Origin of the sequence: Mesorhizobium sp. M0019, assembly GCF_040323975.1 — a bacterium.
Taxonomy (GTDB): Bacteria; Pseudomonadota; Alphaproteobacteria; order Rhizobiales; family Rhizobiaceae; genus Mesorhizobium.
The window spans coordinates 1-21,350 of record NZ_JAMYVK010000047.1; the positions used below are offsets into that span (position 1 = coordinate 1).

The window sequence follows — 21,350 nt, forward strand, 5'->3', positions numbered from 1 at the left end:
TGAGCGCCTGAGACGTCCCTGCCGGGACGTGAGCCGAGCCATTCCGCTGATGGGGTTGCACCGCTGTCTCAGCAAAGTGCGTCGTCCACATTGAAGGCTCGTCCGCGGAGCTCCATCATGCGGCGACTGATGTCGACCGCGAAGACAACCATGCACCCGGCAGCGTCGTCTCGACGCAATTACATGCTTGACGTCCCAGCGGCGATTAGACAACCCCATCACTATCCAGAGCGAGGAAGCTAGCAATAATCTGGGCGACTGGGCTGCCTACCAGGTCCCGTCTCGTGAAGGCGCTAGAGGATACTGGATCCAGCCGCCAAAGACCGGGAGATGGCGCGACGCGCGGACTTTGGGATGATAGTCTGGGACGGCGCATCGCCCGGCACGGCCGTCAACGTGCTTCAGCTCGCCATCGCGAACAAGCCGTGCGTCATTTGCGATCTGGCCAGGGGCAGCATGGCGACTACGTACAATGTGGGAGACTGGTGCGCCATGCTCCGCGATGCCGGTCCAGACATTCGGCGCGCCAAGCCGAAGCCCGCATGGCCCCGGACGAGCGTCTGGCGTTGCCGGGATGATGTACGCGCGGTCCCGGCGGGTTCGACCCGATAGGCTTGATCCGGCCCCGCCCCCAACTCCGCTTGTATGAACGGCCGGGGCCGACCCTTTTCGAAACCGGCCCACCGCCGCGTGACGTTGTGCAGGATGATCGTCTTGACCGGTCTCGCATCTAAAGCGGGTGCAAGCCTGCCGAACATCCCGGCTGCTTGGTCATCCAACCTGGCTGCGAGGCATCGCCACCGTGGGGGTGGCGTTCGCTGCCAGTCGGCTCCGATCTCGAAACCGCTGTGCCGCCATACCGAACACGCAACTCGGTTTAAGCGCCAGGCTGCTGTTCGAGGTATTGACGACGCAGGCGACATGACCGGAAAGGCTGGCGGGGTAAGCAGCTTCCATCGATCCGGCGGCATTGTGGATGTGGCTGGCGATGGCGGCCTGAGTTCTTGTCCATCTGCCGCATAGCGGGTGGTCAGGTGCTGGCCGAAGCATTTGTCTCTCAAGGTCACCCCTTGGAAATCCAGCACCAGCGGCTTGTCGGGACAAGATAGATGCTATTGGGATTTGGCCGCCGCAGCCGCGAGCATCGCTTCTCCCATCCCATTGACGCCTCGGGCATTCAGCATTTCACCAGCGTTCTGAATGTCGCGCACCTCTTTGTTCTGGCTGAGTTTTGATTTACCAACCAGGCCGGTGATCTCGATTTCCAGGGCGACGATCGCCTTAACCATCGTGTCAATGAAGTCCTGCGGCGCGTCGCCCATCTTCCACGGGGCAGGCTGCGAGGCTTCATGCATGTGAGTGAGCTTCGCCACGTTACGGCGCACATAGCGCTCATCATCCCGGACAGTGATGCGTCCGTGGGCGTGGACGACGAGATAGTTCCATGTGGGCACCTGCTTATGGAATTCATGCTTGCTTGGGTACCAGTTCGGCGAGATGTAAGCGTCGGCCGCACGGAAGATAACGAGGACTTCATCGCCATTGGCAACTTCCTCCCAGACTCGATTTTTGCGTGCAACATGGCAATTGAGGACGCCTTTGTCTCCCTTCGAGCGGTCAAGCTCGAAGGGAATGTGGTTCGCGTCGAGTGTGCCTTTGCTGTGGGTGACCAGGATACCGAGCGGATGTCTCCCGATTAGGTCAAGCAGGGTGTTGTGATCGGGGACGGCAAAATGGGGCGGAACGTACAACGGTGGATCTCCTGTCGCGAATGGGCGGTCGTTAGCGAGCGGCGGTGTCTTGCGGAACGGGCCCGGGCATCTTCGTTGCCGGCGAAGAGGGCCCCGGATCTCGCTGTCCACCACGCTCAAGAACTGCCATCGAGAAGTGGGCAGGCAGATCAGATGCCGCCGCGTATGAGTGCGGTTGGTCAGTGACAAGCCGCACACTCTCGCCTTGGCTCAAAATTACTGCGTGGGTACCCACCACGACACTTAGGGACCCCTGAGTCACCGAGATCAGCTCGCGCGTATCCGAACTATGAGCATCTGCGGAAAACACGTCGCCCGGCATAATGGCCCAGCTCCACAGTTCGAACATCGTTCGTCCCGAGATCGATGAATGAAGTTGTGCAAAGCTTCCTTTAGCGCTTGTCCAAAGCGTCCTCGTCTCTGTCCGCTCAATAGGAAGGCGAACTGTGGAAGGATGGTCATTCAACAAATCGGCCACCGAAAGCGAAAACGCCGCCGCCAGTCGGCAAAGTATGCCGATGCTGGGGTTCGCCTTGCCTTGCTCCAGCGTGACGACGGTTCCCTTGGATAAGCCGCTCAGTTTTGCCAGTCGATCCAGGGTCAGGTTTTGGTCGCGCCTCAATTGTCGGATCCGAACCGCTATCGCTTGGCCAAGCACCCGCTCGGGGTCCAACGCTGTCGTAACATCGGTCATTATATTGACTTAGTGCCTCGGCTCACTTATTACGGTCAGTATAATGACCGGCCTGAAATTGTGCAACTGCCCCGTTAGCGAGGAAATGACCGATGCGTTTTGAAACAAAGGCGATCCATTGCGGCCGAGCTGTCGACGCTTCCACGGGGGCGGTGTCCCTGCCGCTGCACACCAGCACGACGTTCCGACGTAGCGTCGACGGCTCGTTTCCTTCCGGATTCGAATACACGCGGGATGGAAATCCGACACGCAACGCGTTCGAAATGGCCATGGCCGCGCTCGAGGGCGGAGAAGATGGCATTGCCTTCGCGTCGGGCATGGCTGCAATCGCTGCAGTCTTTGAGAGCCATCCGTCGACGGGTCGGATCGTTCTGCCGGATGACATGTATTTCGGCATTCGTTCGCTGATTGACGAGACCGACATTGGGTCTCGCTTCGACTTTGCGGCCGTCGACATGCGCGATCTGGATGCCGTGCGCGCCGCGGTCACGTCGAAGCGGACTGGCCTCGTCTGGGTCGAGACGCCGTCAAACCCGATGATCCGCGTTGTCGACATTTCGGCCATCTGCAAAATCGCGCACGAGGCTGGCGCCTTGGCCGTAGTGGACAACACGTGGGCAACTCCAGTGCTTCAACGGCCCCTCGAAGTTGGGGCGGACGCGGTCATGCACTCGGCGACAAAGTACATCGGCGGCCACTCGGACTTGATGGCGGGCGTCGTCATCGTCCCGCACTCGTCACCCCTCGGTCGCCCACTGCGGATGGTCCAGAGACACAAGGGCAGCGTCGCAGCGCCATTCGACTGTTGGCTGGCATTGCGGGGCCTGCAGACATTGTCGGTACGCATGCGCGCGCATTGCGAAGGCGCCCAGAAGGTTGCTGAGGCTTTGGCGTCTCATCCGCGTGTCGAAAAAGTACTTTTTCCTGGCCTGCAAACTGATCCGGGACACGATCTCGCTAAGCGGCAAATGAGCCATTACGGAGCGATGCTATCCTTTATCGTCAAAGGCGGAGCCGATGCTGCGATGGCCGTGGCCGGCCGCCTCGAGGTTGTTGCCCGGGCGACAAGCCTTGGCGGGACGCACTCTCTGATTGAGCATCGCGCATCCGTCGAGGGTGCCAAGTCCAAGGCGCCAGGCGGATTACTGCGAATCTCAGTGGGACTTGAGCATCCTCAGGACATTGTCGATGATCTGATGCAGGCCCTAGGCGGAACCTTCAAAGCGGCAGCCGAATGACGCGGGTGCAAGAACTCTGGCAGCGCTTTACGTGGCGGCTGGCGCAGCAATGCGGCCTGCTACGGTTGGGCGCCTAGATCAGGCAAAGCATCTTCGACGATGCTTAGATTTCGATCGAAAATCTCGGTGTCGGATGCGTTGGCGCGCGAGAGACCGCACCTTGTTCAGGATCGCCGCAACCGCCGCTTCAGGCCTGGCGATGCGGCTCGACCTTTTCGAGGAAACCGCCGGTCTGCATCAGCTCGGCGATCTTCTTGTGCGCGTCGAAACGGTCGAGACCGTCGAGCTCGCCCCAGACCGCCTAGCGCTCCGGCGTCACCTCCAGCCCGGCGAGAAAGTCCTCATTGTCCTTGAGGCTCACCGCCGCATTGACGGTGAGGATATTGAGCGCCGGCAGCCGGTGGCGCTTGCCGGCCTCGAAATCATTGAAGTCATGCGCCGGCGTGATCTTGACCGCACCGCTGCCTTTTTCGGGATCGGAATACTCGTCCGCCACCACCGGGATCCTGCGGCCGACGATCGGCAGGATGAGGTTCTTGCCGACGAGATGCCGGAAACGCTCGTCGTCGGGGTGGACGGCGACAGCCGTATCGCCCAGCATCGTCTCCGGGCGGGTCGTCGCAACGGTGATGAAGGTCTTCGGATTTTCCGGATCGAAGGTCACGCCTTCGACTGGATAGCGGAAGTGCCAGAGGTTGCCGTTGACTTCCTGCTGCTCGACCTCGAGATCCGAGATGGCGGTCAACAGCTTCGGGTCCCAGTTCACAAGGCGCTTGTCCTTGTAGATCAGCCCTTCCTTGTAGAGCGTCACGAACACTTCGAGCACGGCCTTGGACAAGCCCTCGTCCATGGTGAAGCGCTCCCGGCTCCAGTCGGCCGAGGCCCCGAGCCGCTTCAGCTGGTTGAGGATGGCGCCGCCGGACTCGGCCTTCCATTCCCACACCTTGTCGATGAACTCATCTCGCGTCAGGTCGCGGCGGTGGATCTGCTTCTCCATCAGCTGGCGCTCGACCACCATCTGCGTGGCGATGCCGGCATGGTCCATGCCCGGCTGCCACAGCACGTTCTTGCCGCGCATGCGCTCGAAGCGCACCAGAATGTCCTGCAGCGTGTTGTTGAGCGCATGACCCATATGCAGCGAGCCGGTGACATTCGGCGGCGGGACGATGGTGAAGGCTTCAGCCCCCTCCTCGGCCCCGGCACCGGCCCGAAACGTCTTTTCAAGCGTATTATGTTTTTTTGTGCATAGACCAACGAGTTGAACGGCGGCCCCATAAATCGCCGATGTGTAGGTCGGGCAAAGGCGTCCACCAGCTCGTACTTGTCAAGACGATGCCACCCTTGATCTTGCACCCGCCTCCGATACCAGCGATGCGCTGCGTCGTATGCTCATGCCTGTCAGGATGGGATGGGCGCTGCTAGCACCGTGGCAGTTTGACAACCCGGCCATCGGGGCGGTAGCACCGTACAAGGCCAAGAGTCGCAGGGAAGACCGCACCCCATCGGGCTGCGCGACCCAGACCAGCTGACGCCCAACTGGCACACTCATCGCGCATCAGCACCGTGGATGCGACATCTACTTTGTTTACTTTGTTGCGAGCGCGATATCGGAACTTGGTTGTGACGCAGCTGTGCGTAAGCGCACCGCTGTCAGCAAGTGAGTGAGCGAAAGAACTACGTGGTGGAGGTGAGAAGTCATGCGGCGTCAAGATTCCCCGCCCTTTGCAGCAAACACACTGATTCCTCTTCAGAATCCGGTCTTTCGTTCGATCTGGACAGCCACGCAGATATCCAGCCTTGGCTGGCTGGTGCAGAGCGTGGCTATAAGCTGGCTCATGGCAACGATTTCAGCCTCCGATCTGATGGTTGCGCTCGTGCAGGCTGCATCGACACTGCCCGCCTTCTTCTTGTCGATCCTTGCTGGAGCGATTGCAGACAGCTTCAGCCGCCGCGGCGTGATGCTTGCCGGACATTGCCTGATCGCACTGGCATCCACGGCGCTGGCTCTCTCTGTTGGACTGGGCTTTGTCAGTCCATGGCTGATCTTGGGACTGAGTTTCTTGGCGGGATGCGGCTTTGCCTTGAATGATCCAGCCTGGCACGCCTCGGTCGGCGACATCCTCGAAAAGCGCGACATACCCGCTGCAGTGACGCTGATGTCGGTGGGGTACAACGTGGTTCGGAGCATAGGACCGGCGCTGGGCGGTGTAATTTTGGCTTTGCTGGGCCCCCTTACGGCTTTCGCCTTCGCTGCGCTGACCGACCTGGTCCCATTGAGCGCTGTCCTGCGCTCCAAGTGGCAAGTTCGTTCTTCGCCTCTTCCGCGCGAGCGGATGACGACGGCCATTCATGATGGCATGCGCTTCACGGCAATCTCCTCGGAGATCAGAGTGGCGATCGTGCGTGCAACCCTGTTCGGGCTGTCAAGCATCTCGATCCTTGCTCTGCTCCCCCTCCTAGTTCGCGACCAACTGGCGGGGGGGCCAATTGTTTACGGCGTCCTGTTGGCCGGCTTCGGCACAGGCGCCTTCATCGCGGGCATTGGCAATAGCTACTTGAGACGCATCACGTCCCAAAATCGATTGATCACGCTCGCGTCCGTTGCTTGCGCAACGTGTTGCCTTTTACTGGCTCTCACATCATCGGTGGCTGTAGCAGCGATTGCGCTTGCAATCGCTGGCGCAGGCTGGGTTGTCACCTGGACCGGAACCGACGTGTGTGTGCAGTTGGCAAGCCCAAGGTGGGTCGTTGGTCGCACCCTGTCGATCTATTACGCCCTGACCTACGGCGGCATGGCAGCGGGCAGCTGGATCTGGGGTGCTGTCGCGCAGTACTATTCCCTGACGTGGGCTTTGGAAGGTGCTGCAGCGGCGCTGTTGCTGGTTGCAGCTGTGGGAAAGCTATTGCCGGTACGGCTATGGGAGGAGTCGGATCAAGGGGCCTTCGACTTCAGGCCACCAGAACTGGCCCTCGATTTGAAGCCCAGGAGCGGCCCGATCGTGATCAAGGTGGAGTACTCGATTCCCGAGGAGAATATCGAGGAATTTCTGAGCTGCATGCGCGAAAGGCGGCGCGTTCAGAGCCGTGCCGGTGCGCGGGACTGGACCCTCCAGCGCGATCTTCAGAACTCGACTCTTTGGACCGAGACATTCCGCACGCCGACATGGACGGACTATCTTCGTCTAAACCATCGGCTAACGGTGACTGACAGGGAGGTAGGCGAGCGCCTTGCCGCTCTGCAGGTCGGTGATTCTCCTCCTCGTCTCTCACTTTCGATCGAGCGGTCGACAAGCCCCGCCCCCGGCAGCCAAGTCCAGCCTGTGCCCTTTGTATCGCGCCCTTAAGGAAACCAGTAACTTTTCTGGGCTCGGACACGGGAATGGCCGAGACCTACTCCTTCTTCGTCGGGTCAGCCCGGATTGCCATACCTTGCGGCCGGTTAGGCGAGCGTGAGGATTTGTGTGGCACGTATGTCCACCACGGGCCCATGTCCAGCCCCACCGCCTCTGCCATCAGATCGGCTTGGGCACGGGTTCAGGTCGCCTGTCCCCTGCATCGCGGCGAGCAGCGGGGAGCAAGGGGGGCGGAGGGGTCTCCCCGGTCTGCACGGAGCGAAGCGGGCAGACGGAGGAATCCGCCAGCGGCGGCTTGCAGGGAGAGGGCCGCGCGCCTCTTTCCCCTCCCTGACAAAACGTGCCGCCAAGCACGTTCACGTCGGCGCAGCCGTGCCGCAGAGGCGGCCGCAACAAAGAAGCCCTACAAGGCGGAAGCATCGAAATGTCCGCCAGCGGGACCAATTCAGTTCGGTGCTGGACAAAGCGGTTCAACAGGGCGGCCGTAGGAGCACCAGCATAGCGCCGCCGTCAGGCGCGATGCGGACCGACAGCCCCGACGAAGGGCGCTGATTGATCGACTGAAATTGGATCGGGTCATTTTACCAGCTGACATAATCCATGAATTTTTCACGATGCTTCAGCGCGCGCCTGGATTTTCTGCGTTTAGCTGCAGCGAAGGTCCCGGTGATGCGGTGGAAGCGAACCCGGGGCATCTTGGATTTATTTGATGCAGCCATCCAGGACTGCTGCATTGCCACAGCAATGGCCACAACCTGCTAGGCGGGCTTCTGGAGATGGACGCGACGATCGGTCAGACGCCCTTTGATTGGCTGCCGTCGGCGCCAGACGGTCGCGGAGCTTCAAATCTGATCGGGCTCCCGAGCGAATTGCCGTCCTACGAGCATTCGGGACCGATCCCGGCCTACAGGCACGCCTTACTTCGGGCGGCGGATCAAGTGATCCGTGAGGGGAATGCCACGCCGGCATGGCTCGCCAATGACTTCAATGCCAACTGTCGGCAGTCACATCATAAATTAAGCATAGCTCCGCGACACATATCCAAGGTGGCGCACAATCCTGCGAATTGTCATCGCTGTGACAGCAATCGCCGCACCAAGCAAAGTGGCGAACTCGATTCTGCTCGTGAGATCCCAAAGCTCTCCGAACGGTATGAGATCCATGAAGCGAAACACGGCACCCTGAAGCAGGTAAAGCAGCAGTGTGCTCTGACCAAGCTCCACCGCGACAAAGCGAGCTACGCGAGTTGAATAGCCAACTCTCCAGCATAGGAATATAAGCTGCATCGCCACTGCAGAAGTTGCTACCGAGCCAGCGAACATCAGCAACACTTGTTTGGCCGACTGTGCATCGTAGATCAAAACGAGATTGTTGTAGACGTACGTCTCCTTTCCCCAAACAAGAAAGCACATGAACGCAGCCATCGAAAGTAACACCACAAAAATAGCCTTGTGGCGCCTGATGCTAGCTGCCTGCCATCCGATCGGCTGCGCAAACAAGAACCCCAAACAAAAGAACGGGTACGTGTATCGTACCAACGGGGTTATTGACCACGGGACGGGCGCGAACGCGATCGCAATTGCAGATGCGCCTATGATCCACACCGACGAGCCATTGAAAGTCGTGAGCAACTTAATAAGGACGAAGGACGCGAAAGCTGCCCAGATGAACCAGTATGTGCCAATGAACTCCCTAAAAAAATCCAACATTCCACTGGTTAAACTGTTCGCCGAAGACATTACGGCGGCCTTCGATATCCAAATCAACGCACACCAAAAAAGCATGGGCAATACTTAGCCTAGTTGCATTGCTCGATCACTGACGCCTTGACGGAACGATTTGCGCAGAATCGCTCCCGAAGAAAGATATCCACTTATCGCCATAAAGAGAGGCATGTGAAACATGTAGATTGACTTAAAATATGGCGACAGCCAAAAGGCGTCAGTGCCTCGATAGACAACATATTGCAATAGATGCCCAACTATCACCAAAATAATGAGTACGCCTTTGGCGAAATCGAAGCTTAGGTCTCGGGCCTTTGCCGCTTCTGGGCGCGAGTCTCGCCCCTTCGAACCGACTGTTTTGTGATTAAGCATCAGACCTCCAGCCGATATCCTGCCGTTACCGCTCCCACTTTGCTTCTAGAGTGGTTCACGCACGGCATCTTCGGATCCCATTCTGGATTGTCGCAGCCCAATGCAGCCGGTAATGGAGAGGATGGACGGCCGCAGCACGACACAAGCGGAACAGGCCTGTTCTGGGCTAGAAGGCCGCAATATTTCCATTGAACTTCGTCCTCATCGCCTCAATAGCGGCAGTGCCGCCTGGAATGTAGATCAACCGGAACTCAGGGCTCGCGCCGGCCAACTTCGATTGGTTTCGAATGGTCAAGCGGCGCCGGTCGGTCCATAAGCCTTCCTCAAGAAACGGGCGGTATCGGCTATTCTCTTTGGTCGGTAAAATCGATTGTGTTTATGGAACGCATGCGCACGATGGATACATGCGCATCGGGCGCACGTGACTGCCCACGGATAGGACTTTGCTTCGGGGGTCACCGTCCTTTCGTGAGTCTTGCAGTGCATGGATGAGGCGGCAATTCCCGCGGTGCAGCACCTTTCGAGCGCGTGCCACAAAATCGCTGGGTTCGACCTGCGCGGCGCTGGGTGGAGATCCGCCTGATCCGATCTTGCGGGGCGTGCGATCGCCTCCTGATAGCATTCGAGCAACACCTTCTTGAAATCGGCCTGGGCCGGCAATTTTGTCGTAAAGCTCATGGTGCGACTGCCGCACGCGCGCAGGACAGCCGGCAGATCGCGCACCTTGGCGATCAATCCGGCCATTCGGCCGTCGTTCTTCTTTATTCCAATCGAGATCGTAATCAGGTCCGGCCGGTCACGCAGTGAAGTGTTCTCCCTCGAGCAGCCACGTCGGCGCCGCTCAGAATCTTCGACGAGCGCGCCAGGACAGCATCGATCTCCGCAAATTCTTGCCAGCAGATCGTCCTCACATCATCATGCCCTTGGCTTCAACCGGGCTGGTGCCCTCCCCTTCCCGGCTTTTTGTCCCGACGCTCGGGTCGCGCCGCCCGGCCCGGTCAAGGCCAAAAAATCGTCGCGGCTGAGCGCCCACTCCGGCTTCTGCCAAATATTCGTCGGCGGGTTCGCAGCACCGCGGGCGCACGGGTGAGCTCGTGGGCAGGAGTGCGGATGGAAGTAGGTGATGCACATCGTCACCAGCACCTCAGATTGTGTGAGGTCCACGGCTCGCTCGTTTCCGCCGACGGCGGCGCGGCGGGCGTCGGTATACGCAGGGCGGGTCCGTCGCCTTGGCCTCAGTTTCGGGGCAATGGCAAGCCCCGGTCCGCGCGACGCCGAGTTGGGCGGAAAGATCGACGGCGCGCAACGCGGGGCTCCTACGCGACGAGCAGTTTTTCCCCCGGTCTGACCCGGCCTCGACTCCAGATGCCGCAATGACCGTTGCGGCCCGGCGCGATTGATCGGGTCTCATGCCCAAAGCTGCCTCGGTGCCCAGTAGCGGCACCGCATTGCCCCTCCCAGGCGCTGCGCCAGTAAAGCGTCGGCGAGCCAGCATCCGACGGTGCGTTCGAAGCGATCTCATTCGGCGGCCATGATCGCGCCGGTCACCACGCCGCAGCGGAAAGCTGCCGAGCTCGTCTGGCCAGGTCGCTGACCGCCTCGTCGTCGCGGGCGTCGACCGAAATCTTCCCCACCGCAGCGAGGTTTCTCCCGTTAGAAGATCCTCAGCGGGATGGGCAGCCAGTTCACGCCCGGCCAACAGCATCCGGCCCGCGGGGCCGACCTCGTCTCCCGGTCGTGTGAGCAGAAGAACATCGCGAAGTGCGGCTTCATCCTCGACGCCGCGAGCCTGCTCGCCGTACCGCGGCCGCCGAAAGCCCTAGGCGCTGTCACCAGGCGCCAGCCCACCTCTCTAGCTGGCGGACCATCGCATCGAGCGCGCCGATGGCCGCACCTGCAGTGATTGCAATGTCCTCATGCGCCGCAACTGTTCGGGTCGGGGGCAGCCCTGCGCAACCAGGCCGGCACCGCCGTCGTCGGCGTGGCTTCCGTGGCACCGGGAAGAGTGCCGTGGTGGCGCAGGAGGGTTTTGGCTCAGAACCATGGAATACGATGAATGATTGGGGCGCTTTTTGTAGAGCGAACGATAAGTCTTGCACGACCAGCCATTTATCCCTCGCGAGATCAATGCCGCGGGCAATTAGCAGGCGAACTCCGTCCGGACTGAGTACCCGTTTCAACGCGGGCAAAGAAGTTGTGTAGCCATGTCACGAAATGCTTGGTCCGCTTCTCTGCCGGCCGATGGTCCATGAAATCCCCTCTGCACGCACGACGCCGGAAACCTCCTTGCCGATATGATGCTCAAGCACCGGCCGCCATGGCACCAGCGTGAACTCGCGCGATTTCTCGATGACAGCGTATTTTCCGCCGGCGAGCTCGACGGAGCGGCGGAGCGTGCCTTCTATTCGATCTCCACTCTGGGCTTCAGAATAGGGCAGACCGAGTTCGTTCGACAACTGGCCGGCCACGCGGTTCAACTCGCGTTGGCGCAGCATCGACAGCATGTTGGCGCGATAGACGATCCGGTCCTGCTCTTCCCGAGCAAGACCTTGCGCAATCAGCCACTGCCGTCGGCGGCCTTGCGCCTCTCGGACATCGCGGCCGAAACCAGAGCTGTGCAAGGCCTCCGGTGTGTCGGAAACCAGCTCTCGATCGAGCCAGGTGGCGCCGTCGAAGTTGACTTGTTGTTCCAGCAGCATTGATGAGAGCTTGTCGACGACAACAGGCTCGGCCCTCGCTCGCTGACGCTCGTAGCCCGCGACGCGGTCGAGATGGTCCGGCGCGATAGTCCATGTACCGTCCGGCTCGCGCTCGACACCACCGGTCGCCCGGCGGATCGCCTCCAGTCGCCGCACGTGCGTTTCGGCAAAGCGTTCGGTGGCCGACGGGTCATGCTTGAGATGGATATCGATGCTGTAGCGCCCGTCATGGGCCGTGGCGATCTCGGCAATTGTGCGGTCGACTTGCCTTGGCCCGGTGTCCCTCGGCGTGACCCGCACTATGCAGCCCTCTGGCGTCGGTTGGGTGGCCTCGCCTTTGCCGATATCGACATAGTGGCTTTTGCCGTCCACGCCGTCGACGACGAGGTAATGGCGGTCATTGATTTCGTCGGCCAGGCCGCGCGCAACGATGCGGCCGACGACAGGCTGCATCTGCTCTGCAGATCGATCATGGACAACATAGTCGGCGGCACTGCGGGCGAGCCCCTTGCCGGTCAGTTCGCGGTGCATGGTCTTGATGATGTCGCCCCGCTCGCCGATGCGGCGCAGCGTCGCTTCAAGCTCGCCATCAAGGCGCCAGCGGCCCGAGCCGACTTCCTCAGCCAGACCCATCCGCTCGAGCTTGCGCAGGCGCCCCTGGTGCAGCGTTTGGCGAACCGTGTCTCGGCTGGCCGGTGAGACATGCCCCTCATGGTCGCGCATGCGGAGCAGCTGCCGATCGATGCTGGTGAAGCGTTCCCGCTCCATTTCCTGGCGCAGGCGTTGCTCGATCTCGCGGTCCGTTCTCGGGCCAAGGTCGAGGCTGACCAGCTCGGCCGCCCGTTCACGGATTCCAGACGAGATGTAGTCCCGCGCGATGACGAGGTTTTCGCCGCGGTCGTCCCTGCCGCGGACGATAATATGGATATGCGGATGACCAGTGTTGAAATGATCGACAGCGACCCAGTCGAGCTTGGTGCCGAGGTCTTCTTCCATCTGCGCCATGAGGCGCCGCGTGAGCGGCTTGAGGTCGTCATACTCGATGCCGTCTTCAGGTGCGACGATGAAGCGGAACTGATGCCGGTCCCCATCGGCACGATCGATGAAGGCCTTGCCATCAACGCGGTCGCTGTCGGCGCTATAGAGCTCGCCAGGCTCGCCTTCGCGGGTGACGCCGTCGCGCTGGAGGTAGCGAAGGTGTGCACGTGCCCCGTCAACACCCTTGCCGGCCAGCTTGACGATACGCGCCTTGACGACGGCGCGCCGCTGCCGAAACGCCGCGTGGGGGTCGCGCGCTCTGATAACGGCGGCAGCAGCCCCGCCGCGCCCCGCCCGGCTTCCGATGAAGCGGCCAGGGCGACCGCTGCCGCCGCCGGCTCGGTTGATCGCAGCGCGGATCTGGCCGGCGAAACGCTTGCCTGCCTTCGAGCTGCGCGATCCGATTTTGCCCAGGCTCGGCTTGAACTCTTCATCCTGCATTGAGCCTCCTAGTAATCTTTAACAAAATCAGAGGTTTGTCGGCAGCAGCTCTCCTGACGCTGAAGGCAGCCTCCGTGAAAAACGATGTGCAGACAAAGACTTCGCCGCCTCCAGGAGGCGATGCCTTTATCTTGCCTTCCGCGGACCTGCCTCGCTGCCCCGCCCGACCCACGGTACCCCTGCCCTCACCTGCGATCCGGCCGGCCTGACCTTGCTCGCTCCGATCCGAGCGGCACCACAATTTGGCCATTCGGATCGGTCGCGGAAATACCGTTTCGCAGGAAAAACAGCGACTGCCCGGACGGGATTTCCGGCGCTTTTCCGGAACGGGATTTGCCGGTGAACGCGTCCATGTCGGCGGCCGAGATCCCCGCAGCCTTGACCTCTTCCAGATACGAAACCGTCTCGCTGGGCAGCGGTCGCCCACGCTGCAAATGCTGTTCGTAGCGGTCCGGCCCAGCGTTATAGGCGGCAAACAGGCCGGGAAAGCCGAAGCGGTCATACATGGCGCGCAGATAGGCAGTGCCTGCCAGAATGTTGTCGCGAGGGTCGTGCGGATCGGCTCCCAGGCCAAGCTCTTCGCGAATCTCCTCGTAGGTGCCGGGCATCACCTGCATGAGGCCGATGGCGCCGGCGCTCGACGTGATCGGCCGTCCATTCAGCTTTGTCTGCCCCCGGCTTTCGGCATCCATGACGGCATAAATCCAGGGCTGTGGAATGCTGAAACGCCGGCTTGCTTCGGCTACGAAGGGCTGCCATCTTGCCAGCTGCGGACCACGGGAGATGGCGGCCGGCTGAGCGTCGGTCGCGGCGGAACAGGCGCATGGCGCTATCGCGACCATGCCCAGCATCAGAAGGGTTACTCGGTCCATAGCGGCACGAGCCTCCCGACGATATTTTCGGCCGGCACCGGCCCGAAATAGCGGCTGTCGAAGGAGCGGTTTCTATCGTTGCCGAGCAGGAAAAACTCGTCGGCGGCGAGCTTGCGGCAGGCATTCCACCAAGATAGCGGACGGTGCTGCGTGTCGGTTGCCAGCCGGCGCGCGACGATCTCGCCGCCGATGATGATGGCGTCGCCGAAGGCGCAGACATGCTCGCCAGGCACCGCGGCAAGGCGCTTGACGAGCGGCACATTGCTGGGCAGATAGAGGCGTTCGGCGGCGAGATCGGCGACCGGTTTTGGCGGGCGGACGAGCACCAGATCGCCACGAGCCGGTGATCCGGACGCAAGGCGATAGAGGCCGACCGGCGCACTGGCCGAGGCGTTCCAGACCAGCCAGGGCGATGGGTTGTCGAAAGCGGCGAAGCCGATCAGGCCGCCTATTGTGGCCACGGCGATCGTCTTGCGCGCCCGAATGCGCCGCAGATGGCTGCCGATCAGACGGATGGTGGGACGCCGGCTCATGAGCGGCCTCCCTCACCGGCCGAGCCGAAATCGTGGCCGCCATCCTCGGGCCTGGTCTCCTGCGCGCGCCCCTTCGACCAGTCGTCGAGCTCGTCGATGTGATAGCGGACATAGCGGCCGTGCTTGCGGAATTGCGGGCCACCGCCTTTGAGCCGCATCTTCTCCAGCGTGCGCTGGGACAGCCCGATATAGAAGGCGGCCTGCGCGGTGTTGAGAAACGGACTGCCCTTCTTCGCGCGGGCCGCGCGTTCGTTTTCGTCGTCCATGATGGTCCTCGTTTCGTTACGGACAAGCGAAGGCGAGGATCGGCGAGCGAGATCGTTTTGGGGACGGGCGAAGAGTGGAGGGCGAGTTTTCGCCGCCCCTTCTTGAGAAGAGCCCCGCGCCGGTTGCGGCGCGGGGCTCGAGGCTGGCGGTTCAGTCGACGGGGTTCCAGATGATGGCATATGTGCCGTCGTCATCCTGGCCGGCGGCGCGGCCGAGATTGGCGTAGAGCTTGCGCGGACCGAACTCCGGGGCGGCAATCGACAGGCTCACATAGTCCTTGCCGGAGGTCTCGCCGGTGCGGATCCAGCCCGCCCCCACTTCGACCCCTTGCGTCAGCACCCGGAAGTCGGGATGGGTGTCGGCGCTCTTTGCCTGATTGGGCACGATGTCGATGTCGGCGCGCACGCTGAGCGTCTTGAGCTGGCCCTTGTAGCCGCCGTTTTCCTGTTTGGTGACGTATCCGATCGCGGTCATTTTCAGTCTCCTTTTGGTGCTCGCCGGGGACCATTCCCCTGCGATGGCGGACCGTGATGGGCGCGTCCGGACCGCCGGAACCGGGACGGCCGCAGCGATAGCGGAGGACCCGAGCGGACAGCTTTTTTGAAGCGAAGCGGCGCGAGGAAGCCGCCGCAGGCGGCGGGGAAAAAAGCTGCTGGCGAGGGTTTCGGGCGGGCCGGATCCGCCCATAGGTCGTCAAGCCAGCCGCAGGGGAATGGTCCCTGAGACACATGGAGACAGGTGGCGCGATCGGTGACACAAGGAGCGGGTGGCAATGCAGGGCGCCGGCTGCGCGGGCTCTGTCGGCAACCCGATCGGACAATTGGGCCCATGCGCCTGGCGCCTCAGCAAGCAACCCGGCGTGGTGCAGGGCTGCCGAAACGGGGCGAATTGGCGTCGGGATTTCTCGCGCGCGGCACTGGCTCGACAAGACGACCGATCGGCAGCCGGCGCGGTCCGGAGCGGCGCGCGCGACCTGAGCGGCGGCACTCGAGAGAACCGCCGCTTGAGGCTGATCGGTTCATTCGCGGACGAACAGCGGCTGCACTTGTGCCCACTGATCGGCGGTGCGGAAGCTGCCGCGGCTGGTGTAGCTTTCGGCGGGGAATTTCATCCAGCGCGGCAGCCAGGTCTCGACCCTGAGGCGGCCATTCTCGCCCGCCAGGAAGTCGCGGATGATCTTCTTTTGCGTCTTGACCTTCTCGGCGACATTGCCGTCCGCGACCAGCTTGCCGCCGACCTTCGGCGAGCATCGAATTGGCGATTTCCTTGTCGCGCAAGAGGTCGAAGAAGGCATCGTCCGGTTGCCACCATGTGCCCATATCGACGTTCAGATGGTTGCCGAGCGCCTCGATGACGGCGCTGCCGGCTGCAACCGTCTCGGCCATGACAAGGGTGAGAACGCGCATGACATCGTCGTCGCACAGCGCCAAGAGGCGGGCGAACACGCCGGCGATAGCGAAGGCGTCGCCATTGCCGCCGGCGACCACGCCATCCTCATCCGGTGATCCGAGCAGGGCCAACACTTCGCGCCGCTTTTTGCCGAATGCAGCTTCAGCCTTGCAGCCGGCAAGGCTGGCAGTCACCGTCTCGTTGACTGCGCGCTGCGGCTCGGGGCGCACCTGCCACAGGCCGGAACCGGTGATGGCGTGCGCCACCACGAGGCGCAGCGCCACGGCGGGGTGGTCGAGCATGGCGGCGCGCACGGCGGCATGGCGATGCAGATCGACATAGTTCTGCATCGGGCCGGTGAGTTCGGGGCGCGGCGGCTTGGCGGCTGTTTCTTCTTGCTCGCCGCCCTCGGGGGCGCGGCGGGCTTCCTTGCGTGACAGCCAGCCCTCGTGACACTCGACCTCGCCGCGATGCGAGACAGTGATGACGACCTTGCCGCCCTTCTTCTTCGGGGTCTTCTCGTGGTCCCATGCGTGGAAATACTGGCCCGGCTCCAGCAGCACCACCTCGCTCCAGCCGTGGTTGAGATATGTGTCGCGTCTGGCGGCAATCGCTTCGTTCTGCTTTTGCCAGAACAGGTCGGCATCGGCGAAATAGCTGTCCTCGCCGAACAGGTCCGAGGTGATCAGGCCGGGATATTCGTCGATGGCAAACAGCGCCACCTTGGTGGAAATCGACTGGCCGCCGAACAGCCATTGCTTCAATTGAAAGCCACGCGGCGCGTGTTGATCGGGATCGGCACAGAGTGCCAGCCAGTCCTTCTGCTGCGCCTTGGACGCCATGGTGAGATGGCGCACCGTCTCGGCGTCGATCTCCTCGCGGCGATAGGCTTCGCGGATTTTGGGCAAGAGGTCGCCAAGCGCCAGAATGCGTTTGACCATCAGCTCGGTGATGCCGAAGGTCGCAGCGATGTCGGGAACGGTGCGGCCTTGCTTGACGAGCCGCGAAAACGTCTCCCATTGCGATACTTCGTCTGGATCGAGGCGGGCGAGGTTTTCGATCAGCGAGGCTTCCAGCGCATCGGCGTCGTCACCGTCCTCCATGATGGCGCAGGGCAAGGGATCGCCTTCGCCGCGCTCGTCGGCAAGCGATTTCGCGGCGAAATAGCGCCGCCTGCCGGCGACGATCTCGAAGGTTTCCGGCTGGCCGTTCGGCCGCACAAGGAGAGGCACCAGCACGCCGCGCGCACGCACGGATGGCAAGATGTCGGGAATGTCGGCCGCGCGTTTTCCATGGCGCATGTTGAGCGCGGAAATGTTGAGTTGATCCAAGGGGATGTGGGCAAGCTGCATGGCTACTCTCCTTCGCTTTGGTTAAGGTTGCCCCCGCCGCAGAGGCCGAAGGCCGGCGCGGCGGGACGGTTTTTGCGCCTATCGGCGCTGCTGTTCCGCCGTGTCGGACGGAAGCTCGGAATGGGGCTTTGAAAGGGCGTCTGCTGCCTGCCGCAGAAGTCGCTCGGCCTCGGTGATGTGGCGGCAAATACGGGCGGCTTCGGCATAGACGGAGAGCGGAAAGCGCGCCTGGAAATGCAGGTCGCGCTCTATGCCGAGGCCAAGCGGACCTTTTACGGATGCAAGCTCGGCCAGACTGACGCTGCCGAGTTCGGGGAAGCCGAAGCCGAGATCGCAAAGGCCGAACAGCGTGTCGCCATCGGCGTCGAGTTCGCTCAGAAGCCACGTGGCGGCACCTGTCGGATTAAACAGTTTCACAACGGGAAAATGGTCCGTTTCGGCGTCGGCGGCGCCATTGGCGAGCAGTCGTGCGCGCAGTGGATCGGTGATCAGGATCATGGAAAGACTCCTTGTCAGAACAGGTCGAGTTGATTTCTGCTGGCTTCATCGAAGAGGCCGATATCGAGCGGCTTTTGCGCCGCGCGCGGACGCATCGGCGCGTCCATCAGGAGGGTGAGCCGATCGCGCGTGGTGATCGGCCGGACACGGGAATGAGCATCTGCTCGCCTGGCGGCGTCGGCTCGGTCGCGGTCAGTTGAGGATCGCGCATCGTCATGCCGCAATCCCTTCCTGCGCCTCGCCTTCGGCATCGGCCTGAAGGCCAAACAGGAAATCGGCGGCCTTGGAGGCAAGACTGGCGGCACGGAAGATCGCGCGGTTGTCCTCGCGCAGCACCTTTAGCCATGAGCCGATGTAATCGGCATGACGCACGGTCGGTTCGATGCCGAGATTGCTGCAGACGAAGGCGGCAGTGATTTCGGCGACCAATTCTTCACGCGCGTAAGCCTTGGAGCCGAACGAGCCGGAGAGGTCGCGAGCAAGCCGCGTCGGGTGGCCGGTCCAGTGGCCAAGCTCGTGAAAGCAGGTCCGGTAATAGTCGATCTGGTGATGGAACGCCGGCTGCGGCGGCACCTGAATGTGGTCGCTGCCCGGCATGTAGAAAGCGCGATCGCCGCCGACCCTGAAATCAGCACCGCTGGCGCGAATGAGCGTCTCGGCGTGCGGCACGATCTCGCACTGAGGCAGCGGCTCGGCGGCGGCATAGAGGTCTTCCGGAAGATTATCGCACTGCGCGACATTGAAGACGGTGAAGCGCTTCAAAAAAGGCACGGCCTGTGGTTCATCGCCCTCATGGCGTGCGCGCTCCTTCTCGTCCTTGGGGACAAAGCGGTCGGCATGCACGATGGTCGTGCCGCGCTCGCCCTTCCTGACATTGCCGCCAAGGACGAGCGCCTGCCGGAAGGTGAGCCAGTTCTGGCTGGGATAGCTGCGCTCGATGACCGCGCCCCACAGGATGAGGATATTGATGCCGGAATAGGTGCGCCCAGAGGATGCATTCCTCGGCAGGCCAAGGCCTGCCTTTGCGCAGCCCCATGGCTTGACCCATGGCACGGTGCCGCGCTCCAGCTCGGCAATGATGCGGTCCGTGATCTCCTGATAAAGGCTGGCGCTGGGGCGCCCGCCCTTGCCTGCGCCAGCCTCTCCGCTGGCGGAACGCTTGCTGTTTGCATGCATCGTCTCATCCTCCGCTCGCCAATCGCCGCGCCTTTCCCCGGAAGATCCCATGGGTGGTGGAGGCAGCGCTCGATCCCGATCTCGCGTGCCTGCCCCGTGAGTGGGGTGGGCGGCAGAACGCGACTGGCTTGGCCCGCTGAATGAGGCGGGCCGCACCCGAAGGGCCGGAACGGAGTGGAGGATGCGAGCGGAGCGAGCGTTGCGGCACGCCGCAGCGGGCCTAGAAAGGAGCGTCGCCCACCCCGCGAAACGGGGGCAGGCAACAATCAAACCGCATCGCGAAGCGATGACCGCAGCTGCGATCAACTCGCTTTGACCGACGCATTGCTCATGAAGAACTTGAAGGAACCAGACACATGAAGACTGAAAACGCGACTGAGATTGAAACCGGTGCGGTCCATACGACGCTCGGTGCTATCTTCCTGTCCCTGGAACTCAGTCGCTCGACCTGGTTGGTGACAAGCTTGTTGCCGTGCAACGGAGAGAAGATGTCAAAGCGCATCGTCAAGGCAGGCGATACGGCCGGATTGTTCGACCTTGTCCGCCAGCTGAAGGCGACAGTTCGGCGCAGAACGGGCCGTGACGTGCCGGTGATCGCAGTCCAGGAGGCTGGCCTGGACGGCTTCTGGATACATCGGATCCTTGAGCGTGATGGCATCGAAAGCCATGTTGTTGATGCGGCATCCATCGCCACGTCACGCAGGAAACGCCGGGCGAAGACAGACAAGCTGGACGGGGAGACCCTCCTTCGCGCCCTGCTTGCCTACAAGCGCGGCGAGCCGCGGGTATGCGCCATGGTCGTTCCGCCATCGCCCGAGCAAGAGGACCGAAAGCGCAACAGCCGTGAGCGACGCGCTCTCATCGCGGAGCGGATCAAGATTGTGAACCGGATCAAGGGGCTCTTGTTCTCACAGGGCATCGTTGGATTTGAGCCGCTGAAGCGGAACCGGCGCACTCAACTGGAAGAACTCAGGACCGGAGACGGTCGTGAACTACCGTCGAATCTCAAAGCGGAGATTGTCCGTGCACTGGACCGGATCGAGCTCGTGCTTCGGCAAATCAAGGACGTGGAGGCAGCGCGCGACGAAGCGGCTCGCAAAGAATGCGAGCCTTCAAAAGTCGCCCATGGAATGTCGATGCTCAAGCAACTGCGCGGCGTGGGGGCGGACTTTGCCGAGGTGCTGTGGTGCGAGGGACTGTATCGCGAGTTCGCGAACCGAAGGCAGCTTGCCTCCTATGCCGGTCTGACACCGACACCATGGCAAAGCGGATCGATCAGCCGGGAACAGGGCGTATCGAAGGCGGGCAATCCGAGGCTGAGGACGGTGATGGTGCAATTGTCGTGGTTCTGGCTCTTGCATCAACCGCGATCGGCTTTGGCACAATGGTTCCAGGAGCGGGTCGCGCTCGACGGTGGCAGGCGCCGCAAGCCGGCCATCATTGCGCTCGCGAGAAAACTTCTGATCGCGCTGTGGAAGTATGTTCATCATGGTGCTGTCATTGAGGGCGCTGTCATGAAGCCGGCATGATCAAAGTACTTTCTTCCATCCGCCGGGATTGATCGCTCCCGGCTGATCCTGGGCGAACGAACCTCCCACCCCACTTGGCCCAAAATGCCGCCCGGAAGATTGGTCGCGTTCCCCTGAGCCTTGCCGACGAAAGCGGGATGTTGGTGCAGCTGCCACTGTGCAGCGACCGTATGTGAGTTTGGACCGGTGTTGTCGCCGCGCCAAGACGACAGGCTCGGACCTTGGATCACAACGCATTGAGGTTGATATGCGAAGACAGCCTTGACGACAAAGTCCCCATGTGAGCGGGGATGGGCGGCGAGTCGCGACCGGAAAGGCCCGCCGTGGTAGGCGGACCGCATCCGAAGGACCGGAACGAAGAGGAGGACCCTGAGCGGCAGCGAAGGGTTGCGGGCTGCCGCGGCGGGCCTAGAAGGGAGTGCCG

14 protein-coding genes and 4 pseudogenes are annotated in these 21,350 nt (G+C 62.0%); 5 read left to right on the forward strand and 13 right to left on the reverse strand.

Translation table 11 applies throughout. From position 1 onward, the window contains the following. Positions 1–1,112 precede the first annotated feature (1,112 nt). Complete coding sequence (locus NKK47_RS26990; protein WP_352578899.1) at positions 1,113–1,751, reverse strand: FMN-binding negative transcriptional regulator; 639 nt, start codon at positions 1,749–1,751, stop codon at positions 1,113–1,115. A gap of 31 nt (positions 1,752–1,782) precedes the next feature. Continuing rightward, positions 1,783–2,445, reverse strand: a complete 663-nt coding sequence (locus tag NKK47_RS26995) for a helix-turn-helix domain-containing protein (protein ID WP_352578900.1) — start codon at positions 2,443–2,445, stop codon at positions 1,783–1,785. A gap of 92 nt (positions 2,446–2,537) precedes the next feature. Here NKK47_RS26995 and NKK47_RS27000 point away from each other — a divergent pair, with 92 nt between their 5' ends. Beyond that, the gene (locus NKK47_RS27000; protein ID WP_352578901.1) at positions 2,538–3,683 is read left to right on the forward strand and encodes a trans-sulfuration enzyme family protein; all 1,146 of its coding nucleotides are present in this window, start codon (positions 2,538–2,540) and stop codon (positions 3,681–3,683) included. Between the two features lie 190 nt (positions 3,684–3,873). Here the strand turns inward: NKK47_RS27000 and NKK47_RS27005 are convergent. Further along, a pseudogene (locus tag NKK47_RS27005) lies at positions 3,874–4,896 on the reverse strand (class I tRNA ligase family protein); the annotation flags it as partial. A 484-nt stretch (positions 4,897–5,380) separates the two neighbouring features. On the opposite strand from NKK47_RS27005, the gene NKK47_RS27010 reads away from it, so the two are divergent. Together NKK47_RS27010 and NKK47_RS27015 are read left to right on the forward strand one after the other, a co-directional pair. Next, a complete protein-coding gene (locus NKK47_RS27010; RefSeq protein ID WP_031194952.1) occupies positions 5,381–7,027 on the forward strand; it encodes an MFS transporter in 1,647 nt (548 codons plus the stop codon). A 767-nt stretch (positions 7,028–7,794) separates the two neighbouring features. After that, positions 7,795–8,043: pseudogene (locus NKK47_RS27015) on the forward strand (hypothetical protein); the annotation flags it as partial. Between the two features lie 9 nt (positions 8,044–8,052). On the opposite strand, the pseudogene nolL reads toward NKK47_RS27015, so the two are convergent. The 9 genes and pseudogenes from nolL to NKK47_RS27060 all read right to left on the reverse strand — a co-directional run bounded on the left by nolL (position 8,053) and on the right by NKK47_RS27060 (position 18,221). Next, a pseudogene (gene nolL / locus NKK47_RS27020) lies at positions 8,053–9,132 on the reverse strand (nodulation factor fucose acetyltransferase NolL). A gap of 1,107 nt (positions 9,133–10,239) precedes the next feature. Then, a pseudogene (locus NKK47_RS27025) lies at positions 10,240–10,353 on the reverse strand (SMC-Scp complex subunit ScpB); the annotation flags it as partial. A 986-nt stretch (positions 10,354–11,339) separates the two neighbouring features. Then, positions 11,340–13,310: a relaxase/mobilization nuclease RlxS gene (gene rlxS, locus NKK47_RS27030; RefSeq protein ID WP_352578902.1), complete on the reverse strand. Its 1,971-nt coding sequence runs from the start codon at positions 13,308–13,310 to the stop codon at positions 11,340–11,342. Positions 13,311–13,495: 185 nt separating this feature from the next. Then, positions 13,496–14,182 (reverse strand): lytic transglycosylase domain-containing protein, encoded by a 687-nt coding sequence (locus NKK47_RS27035; protein ID WP_352578903.1) that lies wholly within the window; start codon positions 14,180–14,182, stop codon positions 13,496–13,498. Further along, positions 14,170–14,715 (reverse strand): signal peptidase I, encoded by a 546-nt coding sequence (gene lepB, locus NKK47_RS27040; protein WP_352578904.1) that lies wholly within the window; start codon positions 14,713–14,715, stop codon positions 14,170–14,172. The genes NKK47_RS27035 and lepB overlap by 13 nt, the downstream gene beginning before the upstream one ends. After that, on the reverse strand, positions 14,712–14,981 hold the full coding sequence (locus tag NKK47_RS27045; protein WP_352578905.1) for a helix-turn-helix transcriptional regulator: 270 nt from the start codon (positions 14,979–14,981) through the stop codon (positions 14,712–14,714). Before NKK47_RS27045 ends, lepB begins: the two co-directional genes overlap by 4 nt. Positions 14,982–15,132: 151 nt before the next feature. Next, positions 15,133–15,456 carry a DUF736 domain-containing protein gene (locus NKK47_RS27050; RefSeq protein WP_352578906.1) on the reverse strand — a complete coding sequence of 108 codons (324 nt, stop codon included), beginning with the start codon at positions 15,454–15,456 and terminating at the stop codon, positions 15,133–15,135. Between the two features lie 368 nt (positions 15,457–15,824). Then, positions 15,825–17,723, reverse strand: a complete 1,899-nt coding sequence (locus NKK47_RS27055; RefSeq protein WP_352578907.1) for a ParB/RepB/Spo0J family partition protein — start codon at positions 17,721–17,723, stop codon at positions 15,825–15,827. A 78-nt stretch (positions 17,724–17,801) separates the two neighbouring features. Then, the gene (locus tag NKK47_RS27060) at positions 17,802–18,221 is read right to left on the reverse strand and encodes a DUF2958 domain-containing protein (protein ID WP_352578908.1); all 420 of its coding nucleotides are present in this window, start codon (positions 18,219–18,221) and stop codon (positions 17,802–17,804) included. Between the two features lie 11 nt (positions 18,222–18,232). Here NKK47_RS27060 and NKK47_RS27065 point away from each other — a divergent pair, with 11 nt between their 5' ends. Next, the gene (locus NKK47_RS27065; protein ID WP_352578909.1) at positions 18,233–18,421 is read left to right on the forward strand and encodes a hypothetical protein; all 189 of its coding nucleotides are present in this window, start codon (positions 18,233–18,235) and stop codon (positions 18,419–18,421) included. Between the two features lie 13 nt (positions 18,422–18,434). On the opposite strand, the gene NKK47_RS27070 is transcribed toward NKK47_RS27065, so the two are convergent. After that, a complete protein-coding gene (locus tag NKK47_RS27070) occupies positions 18,435–19,397 on the reverse strand; it encodes an ArdC family protein (protein ID WP_352578910.1) in 963 nt (320 codons plus the stop codon). 380 nt (positions 19,398–19,777) lie between these two features. Between NKK47_RS27070 and NKK47_RS27075 the strand changes: the two genes are divergently transcribed. Beyond that, positions 19,778–20,926, forward strand: coding sequence for an IS110 family RNA-guided transposase (locus tag NKK47_RS27075; RefSeq protein WP_502905055.1), 1,149 nt, complete (start codon positions 19,778–19,780; stop codon positions 20,924–20,926). The last annotated feature ends 424 nt before the right edge of the window (positions 20,927–21,350 follow it).